The organism is Mesorhizobium sp. MC2-1-1 (assembly GCF_057597255.1).
This window is the reverse complement of the sequence record NZ_CP195205.1, coordinates 2174501-2191779: the sequence shown is the minus strand read 5'-3', so window position 1 is coordinate 2191779 and position 17279 is coordinate 2174501. Positions and strand designations below refer to the sequence as shown.

General features: G+C 59.2%; 24 protein-coding genes. 18 read left to right on the top strand and 6 right to left on the bottom strand.

What is annotated here, in order from left to right; all coding sequences use genetic code 11:
- The first annotated feature begins 318 nt into the window (after positions 1–318).
- From ACR64R_RS11105 to ACR64R_RS11060, 10 genes are all read left to right on the top strand, one after another.
- The gene (locus ACR64R_RS11105) at positions 319–1911 is read left to right on the top strand and encodes a tyrosine-type recombinase/integrase (protein WP_487361672.1); all 1593 of its coding nucleotides are present in this window, start codon (positions 319–321) and stop codon (positions 1909–1911) included.
- A gap of 431 nt (positions 1912–2342) precedes the next feature.
- Positions 2343–2549, top strand: coding sequence for a helix-turn-helix domain-containing protein (locus tag ACR64R_RS11100; RefSeq protein WP_487361671.1), 207 nt, complete (start codon positions 2343–2345; stop codon positions 2547–2549).
- 91 nt (positions 2550–2640) lie between these two features.
- The gene (locus ACR64R_RS11095; protein ID WP_487361670.1) at positions 2641–2985 is read left to right on the top strand and encodes a winged helix domain-containing protein; all 345 of its coding nucleotides are present in this window, start codon (positions 2641–2643) and stop codon (positions 2983–2985) included.
- Positions 2986–3161: 176 nt separating this feature from the next.
- Positions 3162–4082: a hypothetical protein gene (locus tag ACR64R_RS11090; protein WP_487361669.1), complete on the top strand. Its 921-nt coding sequence runs from the start codon at positions 3162–3164 to the stop codon at positions 4080–4082.
- Positions 4083–4358, top strand: coding sequence for a DUF6074 family protein (locus tag ACR64R_RS11085; RefSeq protein WP_487361668.1), 276 nt, complete (start codon positions 4083–4085; stop codon positions 4356–4358).
- Positions 4355–4693 (top strand): hypothetical protein, encoded by a 339-nt coding sequence (locus ACR64R_RS11080; RefSeq protein WP_487361667.1) that lies wholly within the window; start codon positions 4355–4357, stop codon positions 4691–4693. The genes ACR64R_RS11085 and ACR64R_RS11080 overlap by 4 nt, the downstream gene beginning before the upstream one ends.
- A 7-nt stretch (positions 4694–4700) precedes the next feature.
- Positions 4701–5090, top strand: coding sequence for a hypothetical protein (locus ACR64R_RS11075; protein WP_487361666.1), 390 nt, complete (start codon positions 4701–4703; stop codon positions 5088–5090).
- A gap of 8 nt (positions 5091–5098) precedes the next feature.
- Entirely contained in the window at positions 5099–5395 is a 297-nt protein-coding gene (locus ACR64R_RS11070; protein ID WP_487361665.1) for a hypothetical protein, read from the top strand.
- A gap of 274 nt (positions 5396–5669) precedes the next feature.
- Positions 5670–6002 carry a hypothetical protein gene (locus ACR64R_RS11065; protein ID WP_487361664.1) on the top strand — a complete coding sequence of 111 codons (333 nt, stop codon included), beginning with the start codon at positions 5670–5672 and terminating at the stop codon, positions 6000–6002.
- Positions 5999–6658 (top strand): hypothetical protein, encoded by a 660-nt coding sequence (locus tag ACR64R_RS11060; RefSeq protein ID WP_487361663.1) that lies wholly within the window; start codon positions 5999–6001, stop codon positions 6656–6658. The genes ACR64R_RS11065 and ACR64R_RS11060 overlap by 4 nt, the downstream gene beginning before the upstream one ends.
- 87 nt (positions 6659–6745) lie before the next feature.
- On the opposite strand, the gene ACR64R_RS11055 is transcribed toward ACR64R_RS11060, so the two are convergent.
- Together ACR64R_RS11055 and ACR64R_RS11050 are read right to left on the bottom strand one after the other, a co-directional pair.
- Positions 6746–7117, bottom strand: coding sequence for a DUF6173 family protein (locus ACR64R_RS11055; protein ID WP_487361662.1), 372 nt, complete (start codon positions 7115–7117; stop codon positions 6746–6748).
- A gap of 729 nt (positions 7118–7846) precedes the next feature.
- Positions 7847–8344 carry a hypothetical protein gene (locus ACR64R_RS11050; protein WP_487361661.1) on the bottom strand — a complete coding sequence of 166 codons (498 nt, stop codon included), beginning with the start codon at positions 8342–8344 and terminating at the stop codon, positions 7847–7849.
- Positions 8345–8464: 120 nt separating this feature from the next.
- Here ACR64R_RS11050 and ACR64R_RS11045 point away from each other — a divergent pair, with 120 nt between their 5' ends.
- Positions 8465–8755, top strand: coding sequence for a hypothetical protein (locus tag ACR64R_RS11045; protein WP_487361660.1), 291 nt, complete (start codon positions 8465–8467; stop codon positions 8753–8755).
- A gap of 49 nt (positions 8756–8804) precedes the next feature.
- On the opposite strand, the gene ACR64R_RS11040 is transcribed toward ACR64R_RS11045, so the two are convergent.
- The 4 genes from ACR64R_RS11040 to ACR64R_RS11025 all read right to left on the bottom strand — a co-directional run bounded on the left by ACR64R_RS11040 (position 8805) and on the right by ACR64R_RS11025 (position 11254).
- Complete coding sequence (locus ACR64R_RS11040) at positions 8805–9179, bottom strand: DUF6166 domain-containing protein (protein WP_487361659.1); 375 nt, start codon at positions 9177–9179, stop codon at positions 8805–8807.
- Positions 9180–9239: 60 nt separating this feature from the next.
- Positions 9240–9875, bottom strand: a complete 636-nt coding sequence (locus ACR64R_RS11035) for a hypothetical protein (protein WP_487361658.1) — start codon at positions 9873–9875, stop codon at positions 9240–9242.
- Positions 9876–10370: 495 nt separating this feature from the next.
- Complete coding sequence (locus ACR64R_RS11030) at positions 10371–11012, bottom strand: recombinase family protein (protein WP_487361657.1); 642 nt, start codon at positions 11010–11012, stop codon at positions 10371–10373.
- A gap of 86 nt (positions 11013–11098) precedes the next feature.
- Complete coding sequence (locus ACR64R_RS11025) at positions 11099–11254, bottom strand: hypothetical protein (protein WP_487361656.1); 156 nt, start codon at positions 11252–11254, stop codon at positions 11099–11101.
- Between the two features lie 52 nt (positions 11255–11306).
- Between ACR64R_RS11025 and ACR64R_RS11020 the strand changes: the two genes are divergently transcribed.
- The 7 genes from ACR64R_RS11020 to ACR64R_RS10990 are packed head-to-tail and all read left to right on the top strand — an operon-like array spanning position 11307 to position 17274.
- Positions 11307–11591, top strand: a complete 285-nt coding sequence (locus tag ACR64R_RS11020; RefSeq protein ID WP_487361655.1) for a DUF5681 domain-containing protein — start codon at positions 11307–11309, stop codon at positions 11589–11591.
- On the top strand, positions 11588–12952 hold the full coding sequence (locus ACR64R_RS11015; RefSeq protein ID WP_487361654.1) for a hypothetical protein: 1365 nt from the start codon (positions 11588–11590) through the stop codon (positions 12950–12952). The genes ACR64R_RS11020 and ACR64R_RS11015 overlap by 4 nt, the downstream gene beginning before the upstream one ends.
- A complete protein-coding gene (locus tag ACR64R_RS11010; protein WP_487361653.1) occupies positions 12949–15342 on the top strand; it encodes an HlyD family secretion protein in 2394 nt (797 codons plus the stop codon). Before ACR64R_RS11015 ends, ACR64R_RS11010 begins: the two co-directional genes overlap by 4 nt.
- A gap of 3 nt (positions 15343–15345) precedes the next feature.
- Positions 15346–15597, top strand: a complete 252-nt coding sequence (locus tag ACR64R_RS11005; protein WP_487361652.1) for a hypothetical protein — start codon at positions 15346–15348, stop codon at positions 15595–15597.
- Positions 15598–15600: 3 nt separating this feature from the next.
- Positions 15601–15777: a hypothetical protein gene (locus ACR64R_RS11000; RefSeq protein ID WP_487361651.1), complete on the top strand. Its 177-nt coding sequence runs from the start codon at positions 15601–15603 to the stop codon at positions 15775–15777.
- A 2-nt stretch (positions 15778–15779) separates the two neighbouring features.
- Positions 15780–16109: a hypothetical protein gene (locus ACR64R_RS10995; RefSeq protein ID WP_487361650.1), complete on the top strand. Its 330-nt coding sequence runs from the start codon at positions 15780–15782 to the stop codon at positions 16107–16109.
- 25 nt (positions 16110–16134) lie between these two features.
- A complete protein-coding gene (locus ACR64R_RS10990) occupies positions 16135–17274 on the top strand; it encodes a hypothetical protein (RefSeq protein ID WP_487361649.1) in 1140 nt (379 codons plus the stop codon).
- The last annotated feature ends 5 nt before the right edge of the window (positions 17275–17279 follow it).

Genomic DNA, 17279 nt, shown 5'->3' with positions numbered 1-17279 from the left:
AGCGCAACCTTGGCGGCCATATACAGGCCACCATGTGCATGCTCGTGGGTGTTGAAATCTCCGATCTGCATGCAAGGGAAACCGCGTCCGGCTGCCTTGGTTCCAAGGTTGGACGTGCGCGGGTAGTCTGTCTCCCGGGTGGCTTCGAACCGCCCGCGGACGGAAAGGTCGCAAAAAACCAGACTAACGTTATCGGTTTGCTGGCGTCCTGGGGCTTGTAGGCCAGCAGGCGAAAAGCGGCCTTCAGCCGATCTTCTCATGAAACCGACAGGGTGCGAGGATTCCAGCGCTTCGTGCTGACATCAACGGTCTCAGCCATTGACTGAAAAGAACGCAAGTGAGCTAAAAGGTTGGAAAAACTGGTACGCCCAAGGGGAATCGAACCCCTGTTACCGCCGTGAAAGGGCATCACTAGCGGCCATTTATTGTCCGCCGCTGTCCGCCAAAGTCCATATTTCTCAAATGGTTGGATATCTCTCACCCGCAATTGTGCGCGGTCGTGTGAGAGGGTATATTTTACGTATATTTTACGGTTTCGGAAAAGGCCGCGTGTCCAAGTCTCTCAAGGAATCCCCGATCACCACCCCGAATGCTCGTGCGACTCTTGATATTGGAACGCACTGGCGAGGCATCGACCCGGAAGTGCACCTCGGCTACCGAAAAGGAAAGCGCGGCGGCGTTTGGCTCGTTCGCTGGCGCAATGGGCTGAACTACAAGTATGTCACTATAGGCACCGCTGACGATAGGGGCTCAACCAAGGTTGGACCCCTGAGTTATGAGACAGCTATCAAAACTGCTCGCAGGCTTGTCGAAGAGCACCGCACCCAGGCTGATATCGAGGCGCTTGGGCCAGTTCTCAAGGTGAGAGGGGCGGTCGAAGCCTACGTTGCCACACGGGACGCTCGGGAGGCGAAAAGGCGGGGGCGGGATAAGCGCTCTGATGCCGGCCAACGTCTCGGCCGGTATGTCCTCGGTAAGGGCGAGAGAGGCGAACAGGAAGCAATCCCGCAGGAGGCTGCGCTGGCTGGTGTGGATCTGCATGCGCTCAGCGAGCAAGAACTGCTGTCCTGGCGCGACGGTTTGCCGGCGACCATGAAGGCCACGACCCGTCAGCGCCTTATCAATGATCTGAAGGCGGCACTGAACGCTGCCTATGCGGCGAATCGGGCAAAGCTGCCGGCAGGGCTCCCCGGCGTGATCAAGCAAGGCCTCCGCGCTAACGCGGCAGAGGAAGCTGAGCCGGTCGCTCGTGACAATCTGATATTGCCCGACGCCGACATTGACAGACTGCTCCGCGCCGCCCGTGAGGTCGACGCCGAAGAGGGCTGGGAGGGCGACCTATTCCGTCTGGTGCTTGTCCTTACAGCCACGGGGGCGCGCCTTTCGCAAGTTGCCCGCATCCGTGTAACTGACTGCCAGATTGCGCAAAGCCGATTGCTGGTGCCGACCAGCCGCAAGGGCAGGGGCCTAAGGAACGGCACGATTACCGTCCCGGTGGGGCGCGATGTCGTGGACGAGTTGGTGCCGGTTACCGTCAACCGTTCCCCAGATGCGCTCCTGCTAGAGCGCTGGCGCCATGTACAGGCACCCGGCAAGCTGGAATGGCAACGCGATAGTCGCGGCCAGTGGCAGTCGGCGGCCGACCTGGCACGGCCATGGCAGGCGATCAGAGACCGCGCCAAGCTACCCGATGTAATACCCTACGCGCTGCGCCATACCAGTATCGTGAAGGGCATCCGGGCAAATCTGCCCATCCGGCTTGTCGCAGCTCTTCACGACACAAGCACCGCGATGGTCGAACGCCATTACAGCAAGTGGATTACGTCTGGGCTCGAAGACTTGGCGAGGTCGGCTATCGTTCCGCTGGTGCCGGGCCAAGACGATTCGAATATTATCCGCCTTAATGCGTGACAATGCGCTGGCGGTCTTGACTGGCGAGACCGAAGCGAGCAGAATTTAAGTCCCTCTTTCGGAGGGAATCGACAAAAGTTTCAGTTTAGGGACCGTGCGGGCAAGATCCCGCTTCGCCGTGGGCCTTTGATGGTCCGCGACCCTTCCTGACTTCTTGCGTCACTTCTCCCAAGAAACGCAGCGAAGCCGGATCAGCGTCGAAACGGATTAATCCGATTCGTTTGACGGCGAAGTGCGAACAAAGCTCGAACATCGATGTGGATAAGCTGTGGATATATCATGGCTAAACAATTGAATTTAAACGAAATAAAGCGCAACAAAAATTCTGGTGGAAAGCATCGTGCAGTGTTGGCAACGCGACTCGGTATCCGCTAGAATCTCCTGAGTTTGTGTACGTGTTCGTGTTTGTTCGAATAACAACGGAGAAAGTCATGGAAGTAACGCCCAACGCCTTCACTGTGGACGGATTCTGCTCCGCCTACGGTGTCGGTAGATCGCTCCTCTACGAAGAAATTCGGGCTGGCCGGATCTCGGTCAGAAAGGCCGGTCGGCGAACGCTGATCAGGAAGGAGGATGCCCAGGCCTGGCTGGACAATCTGCCAGAAGTGAAGCCTGCCAAGGTGGCAGAGGAGGCTTGAGCGGCGGTCGCCAAACCAAAGCCGCTCAAGCCCAATCTGACCCCTTGAATTTCACCGTAACCCCTCCCCAGGGACCACGAAGGAACCAGATATGGACGGCATAGCAGGGGATTTTCCCCAAGCGAAATCAATTCCAACAACTTCGAACAAGAAATTCTCGATCAGGGTCAAGGTCGAGCCGGATGGCCAGACCATGCGCCTGAATGGCCGAGTGGCCTGGGCGGTGAAGCAGCTCATCGACGCTGGCAAAGGCGGCTGTACTCCGATCACGCATCCGGGGCCGCGCTGGTCCGACTACGTTTTCAAAGCCAGGGCGCTCGGCTTCGTCATCGAAACGGTCCACGAGAGCCACGACGGCCAGTTCCCCGGCCACCATGCGCGGTATTTTTTGCGCACCGAGGTATCGATCCTTTCTGCGGATGCGGTGGCTGCATGACGGACAATACAAGCTCGCACGATTTGATCGCCACTGCAGCTAATTGGCTGGCAACCGGCGGTGCCGACAGGACCAAGGCGGCCGTTCCTCAACTTCGCCAGCGCTTCGGGCTAACCGCCGCTGAAGCTATCGCCGCGATCCGAGAGAGCCACCTTATCCCGGGGAGGTCGCACTAGATGAGCGTCGCCAACGCAGCCCTAGCGCGGCATCGCGCGAACCGGACGGGCAAGATGAAAGTCGGCCGGTGCATCCTGGCCGACAAGCCAAAGCCAAACGCCCCGTTCATGATCACCAACGCCAGACTTCGCGAGCTGGAGCGGGTCATCACGAGCCGTTACGGCACTGTTCTGCCCGAGACCGACGATGCCGACCTTTTTATCGAGGTTGCCGCTTATTCGCTGAACGCCCATTGCCTGAGTAAGGGGCTCGATCTTGATAAGGTCTTGGGCGACTGGTGCCATAGATGGGCGCCTTGGGCGTTGCGGCGGGCGGGAACTATAATCCGCCCGATCCTCAACAAACTTGTCGGCCGCCGCTACCAGATGAAGGCCGACGAAGCCGCGCACAAAATCTGCTTGACCTTGTTGGAGCGGACGGTGCTCGAAATTAAAACGATGGGCGCCTGCGATTTTTCTGCCCGAATTCGAAAGGGCATCGCGAAAGACGTTAAGCGGTCAAGTGATCGGGCAAGGCAGACGGCAAAGCGGCGTGCTCGTGGTGTCGAACCTCGCGAAAGCTGGCTGGCCAGAAATTCTCTGTCCAAAGGTCGCCCGTGGGATGCCGAGGGGATTTCTCGCGCCCAATGGTATCGGCGCTTTCGTGAGACAGGTCCGTCGCTAGTAGGTATTTCAACCAAAAGCGACACACTTGTCTCATCGGCCCCAGTCGGTCCGTCGCAAGAGACCCCCTCACGGGGTCCAAGCTCGCTCACGCTCGCAGAAAAATCTTCTGTTCTTGGCGGGGCGGTGGTGGTCGTGGCGCTGCGTTCAAAGTCCCTTCCTTCCCTCCAAAGCAGACTCGGAGCCGTAAACGCCAACGGCGGCGCCGAACAGTGCGGCGTTGATGAAGCACTCGGCCAGATGGGAGTTGCGAGTTAAATGGAACAGAACCGAGACAAACAGGCATCCATCGTTCCGTTTCCACTACATCGCAATGTGCGGCTGGTGCGGGAAACCATCGACATTCTGCAGAAGCGCCACGGCGCCGCCGCTGATCGGTTTTGGCGGACTACTGTTCGCCAGCAGATCGGGCAGATGCAGGTCTGTGGCCTCCGAGACGATGCCATCATCAAGGATCAGATCGAGAAGTTCGCCTTGGCGGTCTTCGACGCGCTGCGCTCGTCGGCGGCTCAACAGGATGGTGATGCAGCATGACGAAGAGCAAAGACAAAGATGGTGGGTCGCTGACGCTGCCTCTGGACGATGCGCTGCCGGCGACAGTTGAACAGCCTGTCGACGAAGACGACGACGAAGCCGAAGACAATCCATTCGACAACGACAGTGAGGTCATGGTGGTCCGCGACCAGAAGGCAATCGCAATCTACATGAGCAGATATGGCGGCCTGGTGATCCGGCAAGAGAGAGACGGTGCCTATGAAACGGAAGACTGTGTCATCATCTTATCAACCGTCAGCGCCGCCTACAAAGTCCTGAAGGCCATGGAAACGGTGCTCGCTGAGATGAAGGAATTTAACAAGAATGGCGGCTGAGCGCTCGTTGACAGTGATTGAAGGCGGTGGCGGCTTCCTTCTGGTAGATGGCGGCGACACGCTCGCGGGTCCGTTCCCGACCAATGCAGACGCATGGCGCGCGGCCGATCGGCTGGAGGGCTCGCCGATATCGCCAGCGGAAAAGCGGGCGGACTGGATATCGAACAAGATCCTGGCGAGCGGCCCTAAGCCGACGGTGCCGAAGTCGGTTCGCAAGGAAAAGAAGCGGACCAAGAAAATGAAGCGGGCCGCGGCGAAGGCGCCACGCTGGGTTCGCGACATTGCGGCGGCAAAGTTCGATCCGAATGGGAAACGCACACATTGGCAGCTCGGCACTTTCGGTGCCGCGTCTGAAGTAAGGCGCATTGACCCGGCTGATTACCTCGCATCGAAATAGGAAACCCTATGACTATTGCAGAACGACAAGCGCGGGAGGCCTATGACCGTGAAAACCCGTGGCGGCCAATGAATACCGCCGTTCGGGGAGACGGGCTTATCTGTGAGCTGCTCCTCAACGATATGGTAGGAGAATACGGCACGCCGAACTTTCACTACTTCCTCGACAAAGACGGTCGCTGGTATCGGATTGATCCGCCAGAAGACATATCTGTGCTCCCCGCAACCCCGATTAATTGGCGCCCGGCGTGCGTCCGCATGACGCCTGAGCGACGGAACGTTATCAAGCAAAGGGCGAAGGCATGAGGCGGGAATATTCGCGCAATGGATGGCTGATCTGTTCGGCCGGTCAGATCTGGGATGACTGGGTATATCCGAGCGAGGCAGCGGCCTTGACCACAGTAGAGCGCTGCAAGGTCCCACACGCGACCGTCGTCCTGGATCACCGTCAAGGTTTTGTTGATAACAGGGGGCGCCAACTTCCCGAGAAACTTCTGTTCGATAGGATGAGGCGTCGTTGACGGCGAGACCAGTGGGCGCCTTTGCAGCCACGGTCAGAGATAGGGCAGCGGACTAAGATATGCCTGGTGAGCCCACCGAAGAAGAACTCGAAGCACGGATTTCCCGGGTGCTATTCGGATCATCTGAGCAAAGGAGCGTGATCACGGTGGCGCGGTCTCGCCGACGCATCGAGACGCCCGGCAAAAACAAACCGAAGCCCGTGATCGAAATCCAGCCCAAGAGGGCTGGCAATTCATGGATCGCGGAGGTGACCTACGACGTCTTCGCCGTGGTCACCGGCAGTCGCATTAAGACAAAGTCGGACCTCTATGATGACGAATGCCGGAAGGTGATCCGCGAGCACCAAAGAAACGGCGGCGAGGTCGTAGTCCTGAAATCGAAGACAATATGACCGCGTGCTCGCACGCCATCTATAGCGCACGGCAAGCCATTCATCGAAAGGAACCAATGAACGTTTCCCCAAAGCTTTTCAATGAAGTTCCCTTCTCGGCCGGCACGGCAAGGCCTAGGCCTTCGCGAGCAGAAAGTGCTGCGGAGCGTCAAGTTGGTCGGGCAAAGGAGGCACGTGCCATTGCCCGGCTGAAGGCGATCGATGGCGGCAAGGCTGGATCGAAGGTCACCGCGGTCAAGGTCCGCATCTCAGGAAGTCGAGCAGAAACCCAGGCGATCCGGTCGAGGCCAGGCACATTTGAATGGCGCTACGGTCGAAACCGGCAGGATGCGCTTTTCCATGCCGGTAGCCATCTTGCGGTCCTGTGGGAGCGCGCTGGCATAGCCATCGCAAGCTCGGCCGATTTTCTGCGCGGAACCAAGTCAGGGTTCGCCACCGGGATCTCAGATGGGCGCGTTGCGGCGATCGACCGCCTGGAGGGCTTCGTACAGGAGATGGGGAGGTTGCCGGCCGAACGGCTCATAGACTACTGCGTGGCTGGCCTGACGACGGCCGAGCTTGCCAGAAAGCATGGATCGAAAGAGCGCGATATGGCACCGGTGCTGCATTCGGACCTTCGGGCATGCGCGATGCATTTCAAATTCTTGGCAGGGTAACGAAGGTTGACTTTCAACGCGAAACCCTATAGGAATATATTCAGGTGCCGAGGTGCGCCGAGAACTCGCTACATCAGGCGGATTTTTTTATTCGCCGCGCGGGACAAATCCTATCCGAAACGCTTTTTCTTCAAGTTTCGGAACTGACACCAGCATAATCCCCATCTGGGAGTGGTGTTGCAGCAATTGCACCGCGTTTCCCTGATCATCCTGCCCAACAAAAATCAGGATGTCTGGGTTGGAGTAACGAATCTGCCGCAAATGGAAAGCCGGGACGGCGCCGCCCACGACGTGAACGCCTAGCTCGGTCTCATCGCTCAGGTGCTTTTGTTGTGAAAGTATGAGCTCCATCAGGCGCTCGTGCATGTACTTTGCTGGATTGTTCCTTCGGTGAGCTATCGCCTGCATTTCTGCAAGTGGGCCACTCGGATCCGAGAACCTGCGCAACTCGTCGGACATTGGTCTCTCTCCCCCCAAGCGTTCGGGCTGACCGACACAAATGTAGCCCCCTGGAATCGCGAGGCAGTTAGTCTATGGCCCGACTGCTGTGAATACTGCCAGAACCTTATTCGCGGCATCCACCGAAGCTTGCCCAGATTGTCGGGCTTGGCTGCCCCGTGTAATGCAACCATTCAGATCGGATCTGTTTGTGGAAGCAGCAAAGCCAAGGTCCCTGCAATTCGTCGCTTGATCGGCCACCTCTTTGAGTAATGGCAACGTTGCATAGAGCTTGTCGTATTTTGACTTAAGCGCATCGTAGCGAGAATCAGGCGGACATCCACCGATATCATGCTGACGCAGATACTCGCTCACAATTCCGAGACACACTACGACTACTGCGAAAAGAAGAAACCATCTGGGGTCTGTTCGTCCGTTAGACATTAGACGAGCGGCCATAGCGGCGAGCAAAAAACCTAAACCCACAACGCCTAAATTCAAAATCCCGACGAAATCCAACTGCCCCTCCCTACGCCCCTGTAGCAATATCAGACAGTAGCAGGGCGGTCTTGCAAGCTTCAATACCATCGGCGGGCCACTGAGTGGCCCTTCTCAAATCTTTGCTTCCGCGGTCTCTCAACGCTGATACCGGCTACGCGCGGAAAGCTTCTCGCTCGATCCTAAGAAGAACCCGGCCGGGGTGGCGGTGCGGTCGGATTATCCGGGGAAGCGGGGCCGCTGGAAAACCCGCTAGGCGATCGGTTTCCGGGCGTTCTCAATGTTGTGCTGAGCGGCGACCACGATAGACCGAAGCATCACCAGCATCATGACATATTGGTCCATTGGGCTCAGTTCCCGAAACGGCGCTCGAGGGGAGCGCGCCATTCGGTCGAGGAACATCGGGAGGTTCTGCTTCTCTCGAGGTGAAAGCGCTTGATACAGATTCTTCGCGTCTTCAGCCTTTAGATCTCTGTGCGGCTGATGCGCAAGCTTGTTCCGCAAGTTACCAACGGCACTCAGCGCAGGCTTGATACCGCTGTCCAGGCCCAGCGCGAAAGCCAGAGAGCAGCGCTTCGAAAAATCCAAGTTCATCGCTTTGAGTTCGGCCGGTACTCTCACGCAGAGGCCTAGCAACTTCTCCAGCTCAAAATCGAGGTAGGCGACCCCGCGAATGATGACCGTGAACGCATCGTTGCCGCTCATGGTCTCATAGTACTGCATTTCGGCCTGTAGACTGATCACAGCCATAGAGCGCCCACCACCATTCTTCTTTGCACCCGCTCAGACCGGGGCTGCCTCAACGCTGCAGCACACCGACGGATGTCCAGCCTCTCCAAGATCCTCAACCTGTTTCGCAGGAGCGAATCCATGCCCGTCGACTATTCCGCGTTGTCCACCAGGATCGAGCTTGCTGTCACGCTGGCGAAGGAAGTCGCGACCGAACTTTCATCGTCGGTCGCGAAGGATGCGCAGATCGCCAAGCTGTCGTCCGACCTCGCCACCGCGCAACAGGATCTCGACACAGCAAACTCTCAGGTTCAGACTTTGACGGCTCAGCTCACGACCGCGACCGAGGCGTTGCAGGCCGCTCTGCCGCCGGCTGAGCCTGCGACCGATCCGCCGCCGACTACTACGCAAGCCGCGCAACCTGCCGTCTGACCATCCAAGGATAAATGCAGATCGGCGCAATCCTACGCCGATCGCAAGCTTAAAACTCTTCTCCTCCTGGCTTGATGATCTGGATGTCGCTCGGCATCCAGGTGAAGTGACGAACTCTCTCTAGCCGCTTTACGTGCCTTCTGACCGCGGCCGCTGTCAGTGACCACGGGTCTCCCTCTGTCCAGGCCGAGACCTCTTCGTCAGCGAAGAGCTTGTGTATGTACAGAGCCAACTCGTCGTCACCAGTCGCGTGAGCTACCAGCGCCAGAGCTAACTGTCGCGACTCGGCTCCCCAACTAAGCTTGTCGGAGTAGTCTATCAGATCGCGCCGAAGGTCCAACGGACTTCCTCCAGCGGTCACACTCGGCGCCCCGTCGACCATCTCTCCCTTATATATAGTGCTGTCTTCCACCTGTTCTGCCACTTGCGCTGCCTCCTCTGTCATTCACAATCAGTAACGAGTTTTTATCACGGCGAGTCATCCTCAAACTCTATATCCGGCTTCTACAAGAACTTCATAGGCATACCTGTAGTTCTTGATAAGCTTTGAAAGAAGGGGGTCAACCTCTTCTCCATCGGGGCAAAGCTTCTTCAATATGCGGATGTATTGCTCTAGAACCTCAAGAGGTGAAGCATTGTCATCCAAACCGAGAGCCGCGAGGGCGTCCGCGACCTCTCTGTCCGGCGATGCCGTAGGTGGGACTTCGAGCTCCGGTTCTGGAGTCGTGCTCACCTTCTCCCAATCATCATTCGATAGGAATAGCCACGACACCAAGCCTTTCAGAAGCGATCGCCCTCCCACTCCTCCGAGCGTTTCATCGGACGCAGTTGTTGCCGACGAGATGCTTGGGCCGTCATGGTAGTTCCTGTCTTGCGGGTAATACTCGGGAATGTCGTCTGAACGAGCATTGGCGCGCCGGCTCTCCGGTCGACGAGATGGACTTCCAACGAATGATGGACTTGGAGCAGGGGTCTCGGAGACGCCGGTCACTCCCTGGACCTGACCGTGGCCATACTGAGCCTCAAGCATCCATCGAGCCACAGAGATGTCCGGGGCTTCGATGATCGGCTCGATAGGGAAATGGCCATTTATCCAGACATACGCTTTAAACTTTGGCATTCCAGTTCTCGTCCTGACGGGACCATACGAACACGTGAGGCTGTCTTGTCGGCTTCAGGCCGGACGGCCGTCCACCAGTCTCTTCCTCAGTCGGCGCCGTTCTCGGGGATGAAGTCGACGCCCTTCGCTTCGTCACTATTTCGAAACGAAGCCCTGTTCGGCCATGCACCCTCGGAAAACACCGTCCGAAGATATGGCCTTGGTCAACAGTCCGCCGTAGGCGTTCGCGAAATTGGTCGAAGCTCGCCCGTTGCAAATGGCCTTGGCCCGTTCAAACCGTATTTGAAACGATGGCGACGGCGACACCTCACGCCATTGGTTGGAAGTGCTATTGCAGCCCGAGATTACGAGAGCACAGACTATCCATAGTCCCCGCACGACATTCTCTCCCCTCCCACGGATCCCCCCTGAAATTCAGCATCGCGCAACCAGATCGCGTGCGCAAGCCGTGCTCAGCAACAGGTAAGCGAGAATCCTGAAAACAACTGGCCGACTTCAGGCCGTCCGGTCGAGCATGCGCTTCACCGACATCGCCTTGAGCCCGAAGGCGTCACCGATCTTGCGGAAGCTATTGCCGCCAGCTCGCATCGATCGCATTTCAGCCAGAGCTTTCTGTTGCTCGGCATTCTCGACGAGTCGGCCGTCAACCTCGTCGAACCCGTAAGGAACTCTGCCGCCGCCGTAGACGCCTTGCGATGCTAGATGGCGCTTCACTTCGCGGATGCGCTCACGAATGCGGTCGCGCTCGTTCTCAGCCACGGCTGACAGGATAGTGAACACCAGCTTGGAAATGCCGTTGCCGGTGACGTCGCCCCCAAGGTCGATCATGACCAGGCCCGTGCCTTGCGCTTTCAGCTCTTCCAGCGTGCCGAGGGCGTCAGATGCGCTACGGAACATGCGGTCGAGCTTGGGCGTGATGATCATGTCGCCTTTGCCAGCAACGGCAAGCAAGCGCTGACCTTGCGGTCTTTCAGCGAGAGGAACGGAGCCGGAAACGCCGCCTTCAACGAAAACCTCATCGACTGTCCAGCCCTGCATCATCGCATAACCGGTGATCTTCGCGGTCTGTGTATCGAGGCTTTCACCGTTCGAAGCCTGCTCGATCGTCGAGACGCGGACGTACCCGAAAACCCGCATTTTTTGCCCCTTTTGTAACGTCGCTTTAGCGCTGTTACGTTTTAAGCAATGTTACGCCCCGTTACAAGCGACTTTTATCGTTCAGCCTATGATTCCGGGCAGCCACAGACATAGCGATTGATGCGTTGCTCACAATGGTACTTGCCGCCATGCGGACAGCCGAAAATCAGAGAGTAAACGGTTGAAATCGCAGCGAGCAGGAATGCCAGCGCCGCGATTCCCATGATGATCCTTCCAGCCACGACAGCCTCCCGCGTCCGATCAGCGGCATCCTAGCACAAAGCGAGTTTTCCTATGATCCGCAGCCCCGAAAAGACCCAGTTTCAGAAGGGCAAGTCCGGCAATCCCCACGGTCGGCCGAAAGGCGTCCCGAACAAGACCACGCAGCTTCTGAAGGATGCCGTCCTGAAGGCCGCTGCTGCCGCTGGCGATGGCGACATGGCTGCCTACCTCGAAAAGCAGGCCAGGGAGAACCCGGGGCCGTTCCTGAGCCTGTTGGGCAAGGTGCTGCCGATGCAGCTAGCAGGCGATCCGGGAAATCCGATCAGAGCGGAGGATCCTTTTCAAAACGGTCTATGAGCGCCGTGGAGATTGAGAGGCGCATTCGCTGGTATCAGCAGCCGCTTCATCAATACCTCGTCAACACGCCGTCGCCGCGAGCAATCGAAATTGCTCACCGGCGATGGGGCAAGGATGAGGTGGTCCTGGCCGCAGAATGCGAGCTGGCCCACAAGCGCATCGGCACATACTGGCATTGCCTCCCGGAGTACGGGCAGGCCCGGAAAGCACTCTGGACCGCCGTCAATGCGCATACAGCCAAGCGGAGGATCGACGAGGCGTTCCCGCTCGATCTGCGGGAAACTACCAACGAGCAGGAGATGTTCATCCGCCTGAAATGCGGATCGACATGGCAGCTCATCGGCTCCGATCGGTATGACGCGACCGTGGGCGCTGGCCCCGTGTTTATCGGCTATTCGGAATGGGCGCTCGGGAACCCATCAGCCTGGGCGTATCACCGGCCAATGCTGGAGGAGAACGGCGGCGGCGCGGCCTTCATTACCACGCCGCGCGGCCGCAACCATGCCAAGGCCATGTACGACATGGCGGTCAAGAATCCGCGCTGGTTTGCTGAAATCAGCACCGTTAAGGACACTGGCGCCCTGTCGCCAGACCAGTTGGATGAAAGCTTGGCGGAATACATCGCGCTCTATGGCGAGGATGTCGGCCGGGCGCAATTCGAACAGGAATATCTCTGCTCGTTCAACGCCGCGATCCTGGGCGCATTCTATGCCCGTGAGATGCTGGCGGTTCGGTCTGGAGGCCGTATCGTCGAGATCGAGCCTGACCCAAGCAGGCCGGTTCATACGGCATGGGACATCGGTGTCAGGGACGATACATCGATATGGTGGTTTCAGGTCGTCGGCACCGAGATTTTCATTCTGGACTGCTACACGGCCTCTGGCGCTGGCGTCGATCATTACGCCCAGGTCTGCCATTCGAAGCCATGGCGGCGCGGCGTCGACTTTGTGCCGCATGACGCCAAGGTCAAGGAGTGGGGCACCGGCCGAACCCGTGTCGAGACGATGCGGGAATTCGGGCTATCCCCAAGCCTGGTCCCCAATGCCTCGAAGATGGATGGCATCCAGGCGGTGCGCACCACGCTCGGCCGATGCGTTTTCCACCCTCGGACGGAAGACACCGGCATAGCGGCACTGGAACAGTATCGGCGCGAATGGGACGACGAGAAAAAGACTTTCCGCGCGACTGAGGTTCACGACTGGACCAGTCACCTGGCCGACGCCTTCCGGTATCTCGCCATGGCGTGGCGGGCCGTTCCTGAGCCGGTAAAAGAGACCAAGACGGTCATCAAACCCGGACAGCTTTTGCTTCCCGGCCTGCCGGATGACAACGCCGGCTACGGCGCAAGGATTAGAGTATGACCGAAGCCGATACGGCTGACGGTATCGACCCCAATGACGACGCGGTCGATCCGTCGCTCAAGCCTAAATCCTCGAAAGCGTGGCTGAAGCTGATCACCGATCAGGAGAAAGCCGGATACGCGGATTATCAGGAACGCTGCACCAACATCGAAAAGCGCTATGCCGACATGGCGCGGCTGGCCAGCGTCACGCGTGACCGCGAGTTTCAGATTTTCTGGGCCAACATCGAGGTCCTGAAGCCGTCGATGTATGCGAGGCCGCCCGTGCCCGTGGTGACGCCACGTTTCCAGGATCGGCGCCCGATCCCGCGCACCGCTTCCGAGATGCTGGAACGCTCTACGTCCGTTGTGCTGGAACGCCAGCAGATCGACAGCGTCATGAGGCTAGTGCGTGACGATCTGGCCATCCTCGCCCGCGGGTGCATCTGGGTCCGCTATGAGGCCAAGGATAAGCGAGACGGCACCTATGCGGCCGGCGACTATACCGAACAGGTCTGCATTGAGCACAAGAACCGACGCGATTTCGTGCATGATCCGGCCCGCGAGTGGAAGGAAGTCGACTGGGTAGCCGGCGGCGCCTGGATGACGCGCAACGAGATGCGAAAGCGCTTCAAGGCGACATCCGGCAATGCATACCAGGACGCCGAATTCGCCAAGCGGAAGGACGACAAAAATAACAGCGACGGCAAGCTGAAGGCGCGCGTCTGGGAGCTTTGGTCGAAGTCTCAGAACAAGGTCGTCTGGGTATCGCCCGGCGTCGATGTTGTGCTTGATGAGGGTGAGCCGCACCTAACGCTGGATAACTTCTTCCCATGCCCACGGCCGGCTTACAGCACCGTCCAGCGTGACAGTCTGGTCCCGGTTCCGGATTTCCTTTTCTACAAGGATCAGATCGAGGAGGTGAACGACCTCACGAACCGCATTTCGGCGCTCGCCCAGGCGTTGCGTGTTCGCGGCTTCTATCCGGCCGGCGCTGGGGAAATCGGCGATGCGGTCGAGGCGGCGCTGAAATCGGTCAACGACCGGCAGGTGATGATCCCAGTCAGCAACTGGGCCGCGTTTGGGAACGGTTCGGCGAAAGATACTGTCGTCTGGTTGCCGCTTGATATGGTCGCCACGACCATCACGCAGGTGGTCACGCTTCGAAAGCAGCTGATCGACGACATCTACCAGATCAGCGGGCTGTCCGACATCATGCGCGGCGACAGCGACCCAGAGGAGACGCTGGGCGCCCAGCGGCTTAAGACGCAATACGGTTCGATCCGCATCCGCGACCGGCAGAACGAGCTCGTACGCATCGCGCTCGACACGGTGCGTATCGTCGCCGAGATCATGGCGGAGAATTTCCAGAAGGAGACCTTCCTGGAAATGAGCCAGATGGACCTGCCGTCGGATGCGATGGTGGCCAAGAACGTCAAGGCATTGGAGGCGCAAGGAGCCAAGATCCAGGCCGAATTGCAGCAGGCGCAGTCGGACCCTGAAATCCGCCAGATGGCGCAGCAAAATCCCGACGCCGCACAGCAAATCATGGGTCAGGCGCAGCAGCAGATGCAGCAGATCGCATCGCAGCTCGAGGAGGCCAAGAAGACCGTCACCATCGACCAGGTGATGGGGCTTTTGCGCGATCAGCGCACCCGTCCGTTCATGCTCGACATCGAGACGGACAGCACGATCCAGCCCGATGATGACGCGGAAAAGCAGCGGCGCACCGAATTCCTGGGCGCGCTGGCCACGGTCATGCAGCAGGTGGCGCCGCTGGTGCAGTCGCATCCTGAAACGGCGCAATTTGCCGGAGAACTGATCAAATTCGCGGTCGCGCCGTTCAGGCCCGGCCGCACGATGGACGCCGCGATCGACGATTTCGTGGACAAGATGCAGGCCGTCGCCCAGCAGCCGCAGCCCAATCCTGAGGCCCAGGCTCAGCAGGCGGAAATGCAGCTCAAGCAGCAGGATTTCCAACTGCGGCAACAGACGGCCCAGCATGACGCTCAGATAAAGGACGCTGCGGCACAGCGGGAAGACCAGATCCGGCAGACCAAGGCCCAGGTCGAGATAGCGCACATCAACGCCAAGGCTCGCATGGACGCCGAACGGCACGCCGAGGAGATGCAGAAGATCGGCGCCGACGTGCAGATCAAGCGCATGGACATCGAGATCAAGCGTTTCGAGCTTGCCGCGCTGCAGAACGCGCCGGTTGAGACTGAAAGGCCCGACAAGCCTTCGGAATCGATCGCATTCGGTGATCTGCCACCCGAGGGACAGTCGCAGATGGCAGCGCAGGCAGGCATTCACCTGACGCCGGACACGCTCGCCGCGCATGCCGCCGCCCAGCAAGCCGCGAAACAAGCCCAGAAAGCGGCCGCAGCGCCGAAACAGCCGAAAGGACCGTAATCCATGGCAGTCAACGCGAATGAACTTGTCGCCGCCGGTCTGGCTTATCCCCTCGCGACAGAGGTGGCGCGCCAGATGAACCTTGGCCTCACCAACGGCAGCGCCGCGAAGCTGATGGCGCTCGGCCTTCCGATGGATCAGGCTACGGAACTGGCCAAGCAGATCAATGCCGGCAGCTTCGATTCCCACAAGTTGGCGCTGGCCCATATCAACCCATCCCTTGCGCACACGTTGAAGCGCCTGAGCGGGCTCTAAGTCATGGCGATCACCCAAACCCCGGTTATTGACGTGACCTCGCCTCCCGGCAACGGTCTTGGCGTCCCGGTGACGGAAGCCACGAACGGGCAGGGCAAGCCGGTGACGAAGGTGACGAACGGTTATGGCACTCCGGTCGTATACGTCGCGTCCGGCGGCCTCCCCGTGGTGACGGTGTGACGATGGAATATGCCTGGTTCGATATCGGCGATGGCCGAAGCGTCTTCCGCAAAGTCGAGACGGAACAGCCCAAGCGCTCACATCTGCCGGCGCCGATGATCAATTCCGACACCATGGATGAGACGCAATCCATGCTGGACGGCAAGTACTACACCTCGAAATCGGCGCTGCGGCGGGCCTATCGGCAGGCCGGCGTCGAGGAGGTGGGCAACGATCCCGCCAGGCTGCGCAAGCCCAAGAAGCCGAAGCCGGATCGCAAGGCAATCCACGACACGTTGCAGAAGGCAAAGGCTCGCTTCGACCGTGGCGAGCGCCTGAATTTCAAGCAGTAGCAATCCCTCAGACGGAGCAGATTCCATGGAAGACCTGAACGGAGGCGCGTCAGCGCCAGCCGAACCGACGACTGTTGCCAACGCCGAAGACAACACGCCTCCCGCGCCGATCAGCACTGATCCGAAGACGGTCGAGAAGCCGGTGGCCAAAGCCGAGGAGAAGAAAACCCCATCCGTACGCGATGCGATCAAGGCTGCCTCGCAGAAGGTCAGCGAAAAGGCCAAGGAAGACGACGGGAGCAAGAAGCCCGATCCGGTGCAGTCGCAGCCGAAACAGGTCGAGAAGCCGGCCGATAAGTCGCCGCCCGATCCGAAGCAGCCTGCCAAGGCGCAGGAACAGCTGTCGAAGTCGGCCGAGCCCGCCAAGGTCGAGCCGAAGTTACAGGGCAGCCATCACGAAGCCCCGGCACGTTTCAAAAGCGATCAGGCCGCGTCCGCCGAGTGGGCGAACGCTCCGGAATCCGTGAAGGCCGCCGTTCATCGCACGATCCGCGAGATGGAATCCGGTATCGAAAAGCACCGCGTCGCGGCGGAGGAATACGAGAAGGTCCGCGACTTCGACGAGCTCGCCAAGCGCAACAACACGACCATGCGCGACGCGATGACCCGCTATACCAATTTCGAGCGGACGTTGCTGCAGGATCCGATGCGCGGCCTGAACATGGTCTGCGATTATATCGGCGTCTCGCTGCGCGATGTCGCCGCCGCAATCATGGGGCAGAAGCCCGACCAGGCGCAAAGCCAGAACGACGCCACTATCCGCGAGCTGCGCCAGGAAATCGCCAGCCTGAAACAGAACTTGGGCGGCGTCACGACCTCGATCCAGCAACAGCATGTCGATCGGATCGGCGCCGAGGTCCAGAAATTCTGGAACGATCATCCTCGTGCCGAGGAATTGGCCGGCGACATTGAATTTTTCATCAAGTCCGGAAGGACCAAGGATTTGGCCGAAGCATATTCGCTGGCCGAGCGGCTCAACCCCGCTCCAGCGGCTCCGGCCCAGGCAGCGCCTCAGACGCGCACCGCTCCAGACCCGCAGGCTCAGACCCTGAAGGGCTCGAAATCCGTCACAGGCGCGCCATCGCCCGGCTCAGACCCGGTGCAGAAGCGGGCTTCATCCTCAATCAAGGATGCACTCCGGCGGGCTGTTGCCCAGGCCGGGTGATCCCC